Source organism: Streptomyces sp. NPDC101393 (assembly GCF_044767385.1).
GTDB lineage: Bacteria > Actinomycetota > Actinomycetes > Streptomycetales > Streptomycetaceae > Streptomyces.
This window is the reverse complement of record NZ_JBIWNU010000002.1, coordinates 254,501-269,288: the sequence shown is the minus strand read 5'-3', so window position 1 is coordinate 269,288 and position 14,788 is coordinate 254,501. Positions and strand designations below refer to the sequence as shown.

At 69.5% G+C, this 14,788-nt stretch carries 13 protein-coding genes; 11 read left to right on the top strand and 2 right to left on the bottom strand.

Features of this window, described 5'->3' with window-relative positions; translation table 11 throughout:
• Positions 1 to 158 precede the first annotated feature (158 nt).
• On the top strand, positions 159 to 896 hold the full coding sequence (locus ACIRQ7_RS06885; RefSeq protein ID WP_404260491.1) for a thioesterase II family protein: 738 nt from the start codon (positions 159 to 161) through the stop codon (positions 894 to 896).
• Between the two features lie 130 nt (positions 897 to 1,026).
• The gene (locus ACIRQ7_RS06880) at positions 1,027 to 2,331 is read left to right on the top strand and encodes a cation:proton antiporter (RefSeq protein ID WP_404260489.1); all 1,305 of its coding nucleotides are present in this window, start codon (positions 1,027 to 1,029) and stop codon (positions 2,329 to 2,331) included.
• Positions 2,332 to 2,535: 204 nt separating this feature from the next.
• On the opposite strand, the gene ACIRQ7_RS06875 is transcribed toward ACIRQ7_RS06880, so the two are convergent.
• Positions 2,536 to 3,201: a hypothetical protein gene (locus tag ACIRQ7_RS06875; RefSeq protein WP_404260487.1), complete on the bottom strand. Its 666-nt coding sequence runs from the start codon at positions 3,199 to 3,201 to the stop codon at positions 2,536 to 2,538.
• Positions 3,202 to 4,058: 857 nt separating this feature from the next.
• Here ACIRQ7_RS06875 and ACIRQ7_RS06870 point away from each other — a divergent pair.
• The 8 genes from ACIRQ7_RS06870 (at position 4,059) to tgmB (ending at position 13,130) form a co-directional block, all read left to right on the top strand.
• Positions 4,059 to 5,150 (top strand): hypothetical protein, encoded by a 1,092-nt coding sequence (locus ACIRQ7_RS06870; protein ID WP_404260485.1) that lies wholly within the window; start codon positions 4,059 to 4,061, stop codon positions 5,148 to 5,150.
• 163 nt (positions 5,151 to 5,313) lie between these two features.
• Positions 5,314 to 6,759 carry a tetratricopeptide repeat protein gene (locus ACIRQ7_RS06865; protein ID WP_404260484.1) on the top strand — a complete coding sequence of 482 codons (1,446 nt, stop codon included), beginning with the start codon at positions 5,314 to 5,316 and terminating at the stop codon, positions 6,757 to 6,759.
• A gap of 542 nt (positions 6,760 to 7,301) precedes the next feature.
• Entirely contained in the window at positions 7,302 to 8,720 is a 1,419-nt protein-coding gene (locus ACIRQ7_RS06860) for an NAD-dependent succinate-semialdehyde dehydrogenase (RefSeq protein WP_404260482.1), read from the top strand.
• A gap of 154 nt (positions 8,721 to 8,874) precedes the next feature.
• The gene (locus tag ACIRQ7_RS06855) at positions 8,875 to 9,702 is read left to right on the top strand and encodes an aldo/keto reductase (protein WP_404260480.1); all 828 of its coding nucleotides are present in this window, start codon (positions 8,875 to 8,877) and stop codon (positions 9,700 to 9,702) included.
• A gap of 149 nt (positions 9,703 to 9,851) precedes the next feature.
• Positions 9,852 to 10,199 (top strand): STAS domain-containing protein, encoded by a 348-nt coding sequence (locus tag ACIRQ7_RS06850; protein ID WP_404260478.1) that lies wholly within the window; start codon positions 9,852 to 9,854, stop codon positions 10,197 to 10,199.
• A 492-nt stretch (positions 10,200 to 10,691) separates the two neighbouring features.
• Positions 10,692 to 11,282: an HAD family acid phosphatase gene (locus ACIRQ7_RS06845; RefSeq protein WP_404260476.1), complete on the top strand. Its 591-nt coding sequence runs from the start codon at positions 10,692 to 10,694 to the stop codon at positions 11,280 to 11,282.
• 717 nt (positions 11,283 to 11,999) lie between these two features.
• The gene (gene tgmA / locus ACIRQ7_RS06840) at positions 12,000 to 12,191 is read left to right on the top strand and encodes a putative ATP-grasp-modified RiPP (protein WP_401479940.1); all 192 of its coding nucleotides are present in this window, start codon (positions 12,000 to 12,002) and stop codon (positions 12,189 to 12,191) included.
• Between the two features lie 6 nt (positions 12,192 to 12,197).
• Positions 12,198 to 13,130 (top strand): ATP-grasp ribosomal peptide maturase, encoded by a 933-nt coding sequence (gene tgmB / locus ACIRQ7_RS06835; RefSeq protein WP_404260474.1) that lies wholly within the window; start codon positions 12,198 to 12,200, stop codon positions 13,128 to 13,130.
• Between the two features lie 100 nt (positions 13,131 to 13,230).
• On the opposite strand, the gene ACIRQ7_RS06830 is transcribed toward tgmB, so the two are convergent.
• A complete protein-coding gene (locus ACIRQ7_RS06830; RefSeq protein WP_404260472.1) occupies positions 13,231 to 13,716 on the bottom strand; it encodes a GNAT family N-acetyltransferase in 486 nt (161 codons plus the stop codon).
• Positions 13,717 to 13,798: 82 nt separating this feature from the next.
• Between ACIRQ7_RS06830 and ACIRQ7_RS06825 the strand changes: the two genes are divergently transcribed.
• Positions 13,799 to 14,392 carry a YdcF family protein gene (locus ACIRQ7_RS06825; protein WP_404260470.1) on the top strand — a complete coding sequence of 198 codons (594 nt, stop codon included), beginning with the start codon at positions 13,799 to 13,801 and terminating at the stop codon, positions 14,390 to 14,392.
• The last annotated feature ends 396 nt before the right edge of the window (positions 14,393 to 14,788 follow it).

Genomic DNA, 14,788 nt, shown 5'->3' with positions numbered 1-14,788 from the left:
GATGCAGTGTATGCACCCGCGGAAAGAGTACAGGGACTCCCCTCGTGAATTAGTGTCCGAAATTATCTCAGGGATAGAAGATACAGGCACACCGTACGATAATGAGGCGAGGCGAGGATGTCTTATGCTGACCCATCGGATTACATAGGGAGGGGACCGTGAAACGCATTGGCAGTGGCGTACTGTACGACTTCACCCCGCCACGCACATACGGGGATACAGCGATCCTGCTGCTGCCCGCCCTCGGTGGAAACGCCGTCGACTATGCGACGTGGATACGGCACCTCGGCGGCTTCCGCGTGCTGGCGGCCCAATACCCTGGACGCGAGGGACTCGGTGGTGTGTCACCCGCGGCCGGCGCCCGGGGTCTCGCCGCGGAGCTGGCGGACCAGGTCCGCCTTCACGTCCCGGAACCACTGGTCATCTTCGGTCACAGCATGGGCGCCCTGATCGGCTACGAGACCGCCTGGCGCCTCCAGGAAACGGCCCAGCCGGCACTCGGCTTCTACGCGTCGGCCGCACTGTCGCCCATCGAGTACTCAGACATCCATCTGGGAGTCGACGGGAAATCCGCGGCGGACATCGAGAACCTGGCCGGCGATCTCGGCATTCCCCTGCCACAGGCAGATTCCATGCGGCAAAAGATGCTGCTCGGACTCCGGCAGGACCTCTCACTGGTCGATGCATATCACTACGGCCACGAAGCTCGCCCCCTTACCTGCTCCTTCACCGTCATCACCGCCCTGAGCGATCAGGTCATCCCCCTTTCGTCGGCCGAAAAATGGGCACAGGCCGCGTCTCATCCCCTCGTCCGCCACGAAATGCCGGGTGGCCATGGATACATTTTCCAGGCCGTCGCACCGATCGCGCGAATCCTGCGCGCTGCGCACGGATAACTCGATCCACTTCAGCGGAGAGCGCATAGGGTCATGGACGATCTCTCTGGGTGATCGCGTCTGACGTTCCGGGCGGTCGGATCACCCTCGGTGTCTTTCGCATCCAGCTTGGTGCCCCGTGAGGAGCGGAATGAGCAGCCAGTGGGCCGTGGTGGTGTCGGGTGGTGCGCTGACCGCTTACGGGGCGTTCTCGCGGCGGTTGTCGACGACCGTGGTCTCCGGGCCTTTGGTGTTCGTCCTGGTCGGCCTGGCGATCGGGCCGCTGGGTCTGGACCTGTTGAGCCGGGCCAAGGATCCCGAAGTGACGCAGGCCCTCCTGGAGGCGGCACTCGTCCTGCTGCTGTTCACCGACGCGGCCGCGATCCGTGCCTGGGACCTGCGCCGGGAAGGGTTCCTGCCGGTGCGCCTGCTCGTCGTGGGTCTGCCGGGCACGATCGTGTTGGGGTGGCTCCTGGCGTGGCCCCTGCTGCCGGGGCTGGGCGTATGGGAGTTGGCGCTGGTCGGCATCGTTCTGTCACCGACGGATGCCGCGCTGGGACAGCAGGCCATTTCCGACAAGCGTGTTCCGGCGCTGGTACGCGGTGGACTGGGAATCGAATCGGGCCTGAACGACGGCATGGCGCTGCCGTTCTTCGTGCTGGCGCTGGCGGCCGCCGGTGAGGGGCAGGGGCATCCGGGTGTCGCCGAGACGTTCCTGCGGGCGCTGTTGCTCAGCGGGGTGATCGGGCTGACGGTCGGCCGGTTCGGAGCGTACGCGCTGCGATGGTCGATGGCCCGGGACTGGAGCGGCCCGGATTGGCGCCCGATCCTCACGCTCGCCGTTCCGGCTGTCACGTACGGGTTGTGCGTCGCGGGCGACGGCAGCGGGTTCATCGGCGCCTGGGCTGCCGGCCTGGCCTTCGGCAGCGGTCTGCGCCGCGCACCGTCCGGTCGCGAGCCCCATGGGGACATCCAGGATCCCGGGCAGAGCACGAGCTTCACCGAGCACCTGGGGCTCCTGCTCGCCTCGCTCAGTTTCCTGGTCTTCGGAGCGGTCATCCTGGGACCGGCCCTCCAGCACCTGACCTGGCGGACGGTGCTCTACGCGGTGGCCAGCCTGACCGTCGTGCGGATGCTGCCGGTCGCCCTGGCACTGATCGGCACGCGCCTGAAGCCGGCCTCCCTCGCCTACATCGGCTGGTTCGGCCCACGCGGGCTCGCCTCGCTGGTGTTCGGGCTGCTCGCATTCGAAGAGCAGCTCCCCGGAACGACCCTGCTCAGCGACGCCATCGCCGTGACGGTGGGCCTGAGCGTGCTCCTGCACGGCGCCTCGGCGCCGTTCCTGGGCAAGCGCTACGGCGAGTGGTTCGCGAAAACGCTTCGCCGCGAACCCCGCCTCCGCGAGAACATGCTCGCGGCCGACAAGAGCCCGGACGCTCGGGCGCCCGGGTCCTAGAACTCCCTCACGCGGCCGCTTTCCCAAGAGGCCGGCGCCCACGTTCCTCACCCTGACGCGACCTCAGCCCGACAGCGCCGCCACCACCGCCGTCGGCGCCCTCCAAGGCCTGCTGCACGGCGGTACCCCTCCGCCCGTAACCACGGAGACCAGGTCACGCCATGGCGGCCGAACCCTCGGCTGACGCCCGCCCGAGAGGCCGTGTCAGCTGAGGCACACCACCCCGAGCACACACAGCTGCGAGGGCGAGGCCGGATCGGCTGTCGGCGACGTCGGCTGGGTGCTCGCGGGCGGGGTGCTCGTGTCGGAGGGTTCCGGGCTGTGCTCCGCCGGGGCGGGCGTGGTCGTTGAGGGTGCCGGTGCGGCCTCGGTGTGCTCGGCCGTCGGCTTCTTGGCCACCGTGGAGGCGGTGTGCGGCGTCGCGCTCCGGGGCGCCGGGGCCTGGGACGTGGGTCCGGCGTCCGGCTGCCGGATCGGCGTGCCGACGGCCGACGTGTCGGCGGTGGGCTTCCGGTGCCGGCCCGTGGCGATCGGCTGACGGGATTGGGGATGCCGCGAAGCCCGCTCCGTCGAATGCTCCGACGACGCGTCCGTGCCCGTGTTCCGGGAACTGGCCGCGCTCTCCGGGGCCGGCGCAGCGGAGGCCTGCGCCTGATTGCCGGAGGGCTTGTCCGGCTGCAGGGCGACGGTCAGAGCACCGCCGGCGAGCGCAAAGGCGGTAGCAGCCACGGCACGGCGCTTGTGCTTCTTCCACCGGGCCAACTGACGCCGCCGAGCCGCCCGACCCTGCCCGGTCGGGGTGGAGCCGGCCGCTGCGGCCTCCGGCACCGCGGCCTCCGCCTCCATGGACGCGCCACCGCCGATCGCCACGCCCACGCCGGTGTACCGGGCCCCGTGCTGGGACAGCGGGGCTGCTTCCACAGGCGGCCACGCGTCCCACTCCGTCGTCGGGGCGGGTATCGCGTTGCGGTGAGCGGGCGGGGCTATGTCCGGGGCGTAATCACCGCACCCGGGGCAGACAAGAGCCCCGTTGAGGATCCGGCGGCACGACGAGCAGTAGTCCATCTGCGATCTTTCTGTGCTGACTGCGCCGCCCGGGGCGCCGGCTTCCTGGTGCGCGTTCGCACAAGGGGTCGAGCGGACAGTAACGCTATCGGCACATGCGGAAGGCCGAACGTGGGCCTTGTGATGCTTCCGTGCAGATTCCCCGACGGCGCCAAAGGCACTCCGGACATGTCCTCATGAAGCGCACGATGGGCCACTGGACGTCCCCCGGGCCCTTGTGATCCACGGGCACCCACCAGCTCCATCCAGGCACCGCGGCTTCCCCCCGGCAGCCATCACCGCTGACCGGAGCGTCCAGGCACCGTGGCCAACACCGGCACCGGCGTCGCCCTCGCACCCCTCGTACCGGACAGGGGGTGGGAGGGCACGGCCATCGGCCGTGCCTGCGAGATGTCCTACGGGCGGCCCGGGGGACGGAGGATGCGGGGCCAAGGGCGCGGGGGAGGGGATGCGGGGCACGTGCGACTGCCGGCGAACCCGTCGGACGGCGCCGTGGCCGGGACGCGGGGGCGGTCGTGCCGGTGGCGACGTGTGCGTGCGGCCGCAACCAGGTCAGCTGGGTCAGTGCCTCGGCAAGGCCCCTTCGCCACCTCCCGCTCCCCGGGCCACCTACCTTCCCAACACCCCACCGTCGCCTGGGCGGAGCGCTACAGTTCCGTACGGTGAGCGAGAAGGAGAACGGGCTGACCGAGGCTGTCGCCGCCGCGCTGGGCGCGCAGCGGACCCGGGCCCTGTCGGACCTGGCGAGTCGAGTGGCCGACCTACGCCGCATGAGCGTTGATGCCGGAACCAGCGATGTCCTGCTCGTTCCTCTGAAGGGTCGAGACGCTCAGAAATGGGAGCGGCTCGCGAGCCGGGAGGCCGAGGACTGGGTCTACCTGCGCTCCGATGACGGCGCGACCGTCCTTGCGGTGGATCAGGTGTCGGAAGCGGGGATGCGTGACCCGGCAGCCGCTGTCGTCTACCCCGAGATGCATACGCGGCTGGTCAGTTGGTGGCTCGTACATGCGTGGCGGAGTGTCGACCTGCTCGCGGATACGCTGGAGAATCTGCGGCAATGGCGTATCACCTCCGGTGCCGTGACGGCCCGGGCCGTGATCGAGGAAGCGGGATCGCTGGTCGATGAGGTGGGAGCCATCGCCAAGGCATGGCGGGTGGGAAAGGCTTCGGCCAAGGACCCCATGGGGCGGCCCACGCTGGTGCGTGAGGCGATCGCTCCGGTTCTCATGAAAGCCGCGCTCGGCTCCCGGATGAAGGGAAGCCATGAAGAGCTTCAGGCGACCAACGTCCTGACCCTGGTGAAAAAACTGTCCAGGGTGACGTCCGACGACGGCTTTCCGGAGTGGTACGACGTGCTGTCCGATGCGGCGCATCCCGCCTTTGGAGCCAGGATCGCCTTTGCCACACCGCCGCTGGCCCATCCCTCGCGCGCTGTCGTGGTCCGCAGCTATGCCAGATCCCCCATGTCGCTCAGGAACGGAAGCGAAGTCCAGGGGCTGGAGCCGACGGTCGCCTTCGCGGTAGCCGATTCCTTGATTGCTGCGGGCATGCTGATGACGGGAATTCTTGAGGACGGCCTGGCCATGGTGGACGACTTCGGGTTGACGACCGGGGCGGCCACTCTCACTCGCCGCACGTATTGGCGGAATTTCCACCCGACCCGTGGAAGTCGCCAATGCCCTTGCGGCCGCGGAAGCTGGGCTGTTTGCGGCCACCGCTGGGGAAATGCGGTTCCCCCGCTCAGGATCCCGTAGGGGAACGATTCCCGATCCCGCTCCCCTGCTGCGCTTGAGGCCGCTTCGCTGCCCGTAGGAGACTGGGCGCTCGATGGTCCGCACCCGGGGTCCGCACTCCGATCCGTACGGACCGCCGTGTGCGACGGGGGCGAGGGGCACGAGGGTGCGAGGTGCAGAGGGCATGAACGACGGGGCGTCCTTCCAGGCCGATGCGCGGGAGGACGCGCGGATCTACCAGGCGGCGCGCGACCTGCACATCACCTACCAGCAAGGAGACCTGCCCGCCGCGGGGGCGGAAACCCCGCTCACCCTGGCGCATCTGCTGTCCTGTTTCGCCGACGCCCCGCTTCCGGTGTACGTCCTGTCTCCGGAGGCGCTGGCCGCCGTACCGGTGCCGGGGCTGACGGCGGAACGCGTGGCGGCGGAGCTGCGCGCGCTGCCGTCCCTCACCGTCGACCCCGATGGCACGGCCGGCGGACCGCCGATCGTCTGCGTGCAGCCGGGCGAGGCGGCATCGGGAACTCCGTCCGGGGAGCTGACCGACGACATGCGGATGCGGTTGCGCGCCGGCGCCGCCGCGCTGCTCGACCGCGCCATGCTGCGGTCGCGTCCCCTCGAAGGCACGCTGCTCGACCTGCTCGCCGCGCATGTGCGGGCGTTGCTCTGGCACCCCGGGGGCGAACCGGTACGGACCTCCGCTGCCCGGGACTCCGACCTTGCCGCGGTGTCCGTCACGATCGCCGCCGCACGCCGGGTCCGGGACGCGTACGAAGGGTGCGGACGGTATGACGAAGGGCTGCCGTTCGCCGTCCGGATCGTGCAATCCGGCGCCGCCTCGCCCGTCACCGATGGGCTCGTACTCGGCCAACTGCACGTCGGGTGCGGGGACTTCGACGAGGCGGAGGCGGTGCTGCGGCCGGTGCTGGCACTGGTGGAACAGGAGGCGACCGGGCGCGGGCTCACGGTGGCCGGACTCACCGGCCCCAGCATCGCCGAAATCTTCCGGGACAACTCTCCGGGCCCCTACACCAGTCGGCTCACCGCGGTCGACTGCGAGGTGCTGGCGCAGGTCGCCGCAGTGCAGCACACCCTGTGTGACGCGCTGTACGGGCTGCGGCGCTACCCGGAATGCGAACGGCTGCTGCGCACGGCCGTGGGCCTGCGGCTGCGGGTCCTGGGGGCGGCGCACCCGGCGTGGATGCTCACCCAGCTGCGCCGCGCCCGCGTGCTGGGGCGCCAGCGGCTGTGGCGGGAGGCGATGGGGTTCGTCCACGACGCCCTCGTCCACCGGGACCGCGCCGAGCTGGACCGGGACCGCCCGCGGGACGCCGCGCTGCTGCGCCTGGCGCATGCGGAGGTGACGGTCGAAGCGGTCCGCTCGCTCCAGGAGGAGGGCGCCGGACGGTCCCGGGGTGTCGGGATGTTCCCGGCGCCGGTGGTGCGTCTCCTGGACCGCACGGTGGGCGGCAACCCCCAGCCGGAGAAACTCACTTGGGACGACGCCCGGCGGCTCGTCGAAGAGGCCGCGTCGTCCTGCGAACGCGCCTTCGGCCCCACGCACCCGCATACGCGGGCCGCCCGGTCCCTGCGCGACCGTGCCGTCCAGGGGAACGAAACCGGCCCTTAGGGCGGTTCTTTGGTCGGTTCCGCACAGTCCTTCCTGGCTCGCGGCGCCTGCACGCACCCTCGCCGCGCCCGCGGCTGCCACGCTTCGCCGGCGGCTTCGGTGGTGTTCTCGGTGATGTTCCCTGAGGCCTTTGGTCACCGCCGGGATGTCAGCGGTGACCGAAGGCCTCAGGGAGGGCAGCACTCGGCCTCGTCATCGTCGCCCTCGTGGCCCTGGTGCCGGGGCCGAGGGTGACGGGAGGAACGCAGAAATTCTGACGCGGCGTCCACCGCGCAACCTTCCAGGCAATCGACCGCGGCCTCCGGACATGTCCGGTTGTCCGAGGGGAACGAAGCGAAATCGAGTCCTCAGCCGGACCAGGACCGCCGCAGAACTCATCGACACATGGGCCGCGCACTGCCACCGGATCTCCGGCACCGCGAGCAGCCGTCATGACGCCATCTGCACGATTAGTACGTTTTACCCACATTCGTGTCGGGTACCCCGCACAGGACGGCGCGCCTCTGCCGTCGTGTGCCCTCAGCCGTCGTTCTGGAGATTTCATGTCGGATCAGCGCACGAGCTCGTTCGCCACGATCAATCCGTACACCGGGGAAACCGTCGCCGAATTTCCGGAGATCGAGGGCGAGGAGGTCGACTCCGTCATCAAAACCGCAAGTCACGCCTTTGAGGCGTGGCGGAAGCGGTCGATCCGGGAGCGCGCCGCCGTGGTCGGACGAGTGGCCGAGCTGATGCGGGAACGCAAGGAAGCGCTGGCGCGGACCCTCACCCTGGAGATGGGCAAGCCGATCTCCGAGGCGCGCGGAGAAGTGGACCTCTCCGCGTCGATCCTGGCGTATTACGCGGAGCACGGCCCGGCCTTCGCCGCACCCGAGATCCTCGATTTCGAGGGGGAGGGGGAGGCCTATCTCGTCAGCGAGCCACTCGGTGTGCTGCTCGGCGTCATGCCGTGGAACTTCCCGCTCTACCAGGTGGTGCGCTTCGCGGGCCCCAATCTGGTGCTCGGCAACACCGTGCTGGTCAAACACGCCGGGATCTGTCCGCAGTCCGCGCTCGCCCTGGAGTCGCTGTTCCGCGACGCGCAGGCCCCCGACGGCGTCTACACCAACGTGTTCGTGAGCCACGACGAGGTCGCGCGCATGATCGACAGCCCGGTGGTGCGCGGGGCGTCGCTGACCGGCAGCGAACGGGCGGGCGCCCAGGTCGCCGAACGGGCGGGGCGGAACATGAAGCCCAGTCTGCTGGAGCTGGGCGGCAGTGACGTGTTCATCGTCCTCGACGGCGAGGGGCTGGAGCGCACGGTCAGTGCCGCCGTGGCCGGCCGGATGGTGAATACCGGCCAGAGCTGTACGGCCTCGAAACGGTTCATCGTGATGGCGGACGTCTACGACGATTTCGTGGAGGGAATGCGCCGCAGGTTCGAGGCCCTCACGCCCGGCGACCCCGCCGACGACGCGACCACACTGGCTCCGCTCTCGTCCGAACGCGCGGCAGCGGACCTGGTCGATCAGATCCGAGAGACGGTGGAGCAGGGAGCCGAACTCGTCATCGGCGGCAACCGGATCGACCATCCGGGCGCCTTCGTCGAACCGACGATCCTCACCGGGGTCAAGCCCGGGATGCGCGCCTATGCGGAGGAACTGTTCGGGCCCGCCGCGGTGATCTACCGGGTGGCCGACGAGGACGAGGCGGTCGCCCTCGCCAACGACAGCGAGTACGGCCTCGGCGGATCCGTCTTCTGCGCGGACGTGGAACGGGGCCGCCGGGTGGCCGAGCGTGTCGACACCGGCATGATCTGGGTGAACCACCCGACCTCCACCCAGCCCGACCTGCCGTTCGGCGGGATCAAGCGCTCCGGCTACGGGCGGGAACTCTCGAAGCTCGGGATGCAGGAATTCGTCAACCGCAAGCTCGTCCGGATCCTGCCGCCCGACGCGGAGCTGGGCGGCGTCGCAGGCTAGGGCCCGGTCCCCACGAAATTCTCGCGGGCGATCCCGCTGTGTTGCTTGTGCCGCAGACGTGAACGGGCAGGCGTTCCCCAGACAGATTTCCCCGGACAGACCTCCCCCGACAGACCTCCCCTGCCCTCCGGGGCAGCAACGGTAAGGAGCCATCGTGGCCGCAGTACCCGGCATCACCCTCAACAACGGTGCACAGATCCCCCAGCTCGGCTTCGGGACGTTCCAGATTCCGCCGGAGGAGACCCGCGCGACGACGCTGGCGGCCCTGGAGGCCGGCTACCGCCACATCGACACGGCGGAGATGTACGGCAACGAGAAGGAAGTCGGCCAGGCGGTCCGGGACTCCGGCCTCGACCGCGCCGACGTCTTCGTGACCAGCAAACTGAACAACGGCGCCCACGCGTATGACGACGCCCTCGAAGCGTTCGACCGCACCATGGAGGAACTGGGCCTGGAACACCTGGACCTCTTCCTCATCCACTGGCCCCTGCCCGACAAGGGAGACTTCGTGGAGACCTGGAGGGCGATGGAGGAGATCTACCGCTCCGGGCGGGCCAAATCCATCGGGGTCTCCAACTTCCAGCCGCACCACCTGCGCCGACTGCTCGAAAGCAGCGTGGTGGTGCCCGCCGTCAACCAGATCGAGGTGCACCCCTACCTCACCCAGGACAGCGTCCGGGCCTTCGGTGCCGAGCACGACATCGCTACCGAGGCATGGTCGCCCATCGCCCAGGGCAAGGTGCTCGACGACCCGGTCATCGCCCGTATCGCGCAGCGGGTGGGCAAGTCGACGGCACAGGTGACCCTGCGCTGGCACCTGCAGCGGGGGGACATCGTCTTCCCGAAGTCGGCGACCCGGAAGCGCATCGAGGAGAACTTCGACCTCTTCGACTTCGAGCTCACGGAAGGCGACATCGGGGAGATCTCCGCGCTGAACCGTGACGAGCGCACCGGGCCGGACCCGGACCGGTTCAACGGCTGAGGCCGGAGCCCGCGTCGGGTGAGGTGGTGACGGGCGTGGCGACCAGGGCGTCAGGGCGCCCTTGGAGTGCAGCCGCGCGACCACGAAGCGGTGACGCGCGTCCGTTGAGACAATGGAGGCACGCAGCGATGTGCTGCGAGGAGGTTGCCGTGGCCGATACACCCTCTGCGTCCGTCCAACCGCAGCGCGCAACCGTAGCGATCACCGAGGCTGATGAGCAGCGCGTGGTGCTGACGTTCTCCGGTGCGCTGGACGCGCACGACCTGCCCGAGCTGGAAGAGCTCCTCGGTGACCGGCGCCTGCGGCAGGCAGGCAGCTGGATCTGGGACATGAGCGATCTGCAGCGGATCGACCTCGCGTGCGCCTACGCCCTGCTCCGCGCGGTCACGCGTGCCCCGGAATCGGTCTCTGTCGCCACCCGGGGTGCCCGCCATGCCGTCCAGCGCACCCTGCGGCATGCCGGTCTCGACACTGTGGTGACCAGCATCGAGGAGTAGGAGCAGGAGGAGCGGAGTCGGTAGAGGGCCCGGGGCGGGGCCGGCGGTGCGGGCGTCCCCGGATGCGCCCCAAGCCTCGGGCGCTTCCCGGCCGCCTCTTGGGTACCTCCCGTCGGCCCGGCCGCGGGCCCACCGGGCCGAGCCTCGCCGAATACCGGCCAACCATGCTCCTGGACGAACTCCCCGGGATGTCGGCCGCCGCCCCCAGACCGCTGGGCTGACCTGCGGTGGCCGTTCGGCGCCGGCATGGGCCCAGGGACGTCCGAAGCCTGCGCACGACAGCCGAAGCCCGTGCACGACAGCACCGTTCCCTCGCGTCCGCGGCAACCCGCACACGTCCTCGCTGCGCGCTGGGCCCCGACCGGACCGCGGTGGGCACGCCGTGGCGGGATCTGGCGCGTGGGCCGCCCGTGCGCGCGGCCGCCGCATACCGTCGCGTCGGTGTCGGTTTCGGTGCTGTCGCCACCAACCACCTTTCCCAGAGGAGTTTTCGTGCGTCTCACGTCAACCGCCTTCGTCACGGCTGCCCTTGCCCTGGCTGCCATCGTCCCGTCCTCGGCCTCGGCCTGGGCCGATTCCGCAGGCCGGAGCGGTTCGTCGCTGCCCAGCAAGAGCCAGTGGCTGTCGGACATCGCTCCCGTCGCCGACGCCCTGCAGAGCCACCTGGAGGAGCGCCTCCCGGACGTTGCCGACGGTTCCGAGCCGGCCGTGGTCCTGGACATCGACAACACCTCTCTCGCCACGCACTACGACCGGGGCCGGCCTGTCCAGAGCATCCTGGACGCCGTGGAATACGCCCACGACCACGGCGCTGCCGTCCTGTTCGCCTCGTATCGCGATGCGGACGCGGATGCCTCGACCCGGCGGCAGCTGAAGGAGGCCGGCTACCCCGTCGACGGCCTGTGCCTCAAGCCCGAAGGCCACAGCCCAGGAAAGGCCGCCGTCAAGCTCGGCTGCCGCAAGTCCTACGAAGGCCAGGGCTACACCCTCATAGCGAACGTCGGTAACCGCTCCACCGACTTCGAGGGCGGCCACTACGAAAAGGGCTTCAAGCTGCCCGACTATGACGGAGCCCTGAGCTGATCAACTCCCTTGTGAGCGACGCCTTGTGAAGGCATCACTACAGGATGGCCCGGGGCGGGCCCTTTCGTGACGGTCCCCGTACCCGTCGGAGTCCCGGTGCCGGTACCGGTCTGCTGATGGTGGGTTGGGGCCCCGGGCGTGCGCTGTGGGACGGGAGTTGTGGGCGCCGCGTGCGGCCGTCTTCTCATGGCGGCCGCACGCGGCGGCGTCCGCTCCGTCGAAGTCCCGCACGGTCGACTGCCCTTGATGTGCAGGCCGGCACGTCCCGCCGGCGCCGCCGTTTTTCGACACCAACCGTGGCGACGTTGGACGAGCCCGGCGTCCACCGTCTCGAACTCGCCCACGCGGTCGGCAACTAGGCGTCATGCCGGGTGGCCTTGACGACCGGATTCGTACCGGTAGGCACCCGGCGCCGCGCATCTGCACCTGGAGTGCCGGCACGACACGCACCCTCACGCCCGCGTCCCGAGTGTCGTGTGAGCTGGGTCGGGTGCGTCACTCCCGACGGCCGGATGGAACCCCGGCCGGGGTTCAGCCGTCTCTCTTCTCGCCGAATACGCCCAGGGCAGTTGCGTCAAGGGCATCGGCAGAAGCGATCAAAAAAGGCCATCATTCGTTCGATTTTGACGTTTTTCACGTAGGAATAGGTCAGACGGCGCTACGTGCCCCCGGCCCAGACCACCGGGTGTTGCAGCACCCCGAGCCTGAAGGAGAGGTATGCGACCGTTCGCTCTGAGCTTTGCCCGTCCGCGGGCTCAGTCGTCGACCGCCGTGCCGTACACCTACGACGCCACACGACAGTTGAACGTTCTCCCTGACGGCCGCCCGGCGACGTACAGCAGGGCGGTGCTGCTGGCCACCGGCACCACCGCCTCGACTGCCGGGTCCAAGACCCACTTCGACGACTGATCCGCGATGACCGTCCTGATTCTCACCTGCGAGGAGGACGTGACGGCGGACATGGTGGTGGCGAGGCTGTACGAACTCGGCGTCCCGCTCGTCCGCCTCGACCCCGCCGACCTGCCCGGGGAGGTGGCCCTGTCGTCGGAGTACGACGAGGGCGACTTCGAGGGCTACCTCAAGGCGGGCGAACGCGTGGTGAGTCTGAGCAGTCTGCGGTCGGTATGGGTCCGGCGCCCCGGCACACCCGGAGCACGTGCCTCGGAGCCGTCCGCATGGCTCACGGCCGAGTCCGAGCATGCCCTGTACGGCGTGCTCGACTGCACCCGGGCGCGCTGGATGAACCACCCCGTCGCGGCCGCACGAGCGCGCCGCAAGCCGTGGCAGTTGCGCGCCGCCCACCACAGCGGATTCCCCGTGCCCCCCACGGTGATCACCTCGTTCCCGTCGGTCGCACGGCAGTTCGCCCGGACGCATCAGGATGTCGTGGTGAAATCGGTGTCCGGCGGGCACCCGACCGATCCGCCGATGGTGCTGCCGACCACGCGCATCAGCCCGGACGTGGATTTCTCCGGGGTGGCGGCCGGTCCGACCCTGCTCCAACTGCATATCCCCAAGCGGGCCGATGTGCGGCTGACCTGCGTCGGAGAACAGCTCTTCGCCGCCCGCAGGAAGGCCGACCCCGATGAGGTGGACAGCCGCTTCGGCGAGGGCGGTCTGTGGGAGCCGGTTGAGGTGCCGGACCGCGTCCGAGCCGCGGTGAACGCCTATATGTCGTACGCCGAACTCTCCTACGGAGCCTTCGACTTCGCCGAGGACGCCGACCGGACGTGGTGGTTCCTGGAGTGCAACCAGGGCGGCCAGTTCGGCTTCGTCCAGCTCGACACCGACCAGCCGCTCGCGCAGGCCGTGGCCGTCTGGCTCGCAGCCGAGCCCTCCGCCCGTTGAGGCAGGCTCGCCGAGGGGCGATGGGAGCGCGTTCCCTCGGTTGGCCGGCGTCCGACCGCGTAGTCCACCGGGTCAGCGATCCGCCACGAACCTAGCGCCGTCAAGAGAGCGGACCCCGGCGGGCAGGGGCTTCAAAGATGGGTTCGAGACCGTCTTCCTCGTCCCACTGCTCGCCGACCTCGACAAAGCCGAAGCCCACGAGGGTGGCCAGGGATGCCACGTTGTCGGGGCTGATCGTCGCCCGCACCGTGGAGATTGCGGGTTCGGCAGCGGCCCGGCGCAGCAACTCGGTCAGCGTGGGCCGGGCGTATCCCTGGCGGCGGAAGCCGGGGGCGACGGCGTAGCCGATCTCCACCATGCCGACCTCGTCGGGCGGTCCGTGAAATCCGGCATGTCCGACGACCAGACCCTGATCGCCGACGACTGCCTGCCGCACCATCCATCGCACGCGGTCAGGATCGGCGGCCATCTGGTCGAGCCGGAACCGCCAGAGCCACCGCGCCCTGTCGGTGAGGAAGTACGCGGTGAGCGAGACCCCGGACACCCGGCCGGCTTCGGACAGGTCCCCGCCGAGCAAGGCGGACACGGCCTGCCCGACAGCTCCACGAACCACACAACGCCCGGCTGGTTCCTTCGGGGCCGATACCGGGTGCCTTAGGGTCGGCTGCATGCGGCGAAGGACAGGACTGGCGATGGCTGGGGCTGTTGCTCTGGCCTGGGGCGAGTGGTTGAACTGGCGTTGGTCGCGGGCTCTCGTGGGGAGCCGTGCGGGCGCTGCCGAGGCGGTGGTCGTGTTGGGCTACCGGAATCCCCAGGCGACGGCCAACGTCATCAACCGGTGGCGAGTCCGTACGGGGATGCGCTCCCTCGGCGCCGACGGTGGCACGCGCGTGATCTTCAGCGGCGGCGCGACGGGCGGCGGCGCCGCGGAGGCCCAGTTGATGGCTGACTACGCGAAGTCGGTGCTGGAGTTCGACGGCACCGTGCGCCTCGAAGACCGAAGCGCGACGACCTGGGAGAACATCACCAACGTGATCCCCTTGCTTGAGGACGTCGACCGCGTCGCGATCGTCTCCCAGCCGGCTCACGCGCTCAAGGCCCGCGCGTACTTGCGGCGGCAGCGCCCTGATCTTGCCGAGCGGCTGGTGCGCGCGGACGACTACCGCCTCGGCGAGTGGCTGGTCGCCAAACCGCTGCTGGCCCTGTACGGACTGTGGACGCTCCGCGGTCTCCGTGCCGACGAACGGAAGCTCTCGCGGTAGACAGCCGCCGTCACGGGGTGTGACGCACGCGGCGGCTCGATCACCACGCGCAACTCAGCCACGGACTCCCACGCCGCTGGATATCAATAGCATCCCAGCCTCCCTTTCCGTCTCTCGCATCAGTTATCGGATGATCGGAAAGAAGCGTCCCTTCTCCCGCGTCTCAGTTTCCGGGAGAGCAGCCGGTCATCGAGCAAACTCTCCAACCGCTTGGGACCTTGAGTGCTTGTTACGAGGGATGCTCTGCGTGTTCTCGTGGCGCTGCGGTCCACGGTGCGCGACGATACGGACGCCGAGTCAGGCTCGCATATCGGCGTCGTGCACAAGGGTAGGAGTTCTCGCCGGCGGCGAACCCCGCGTTGACTGCCGCGGGTCCGGTCGTTTCCGGTCGGCGGG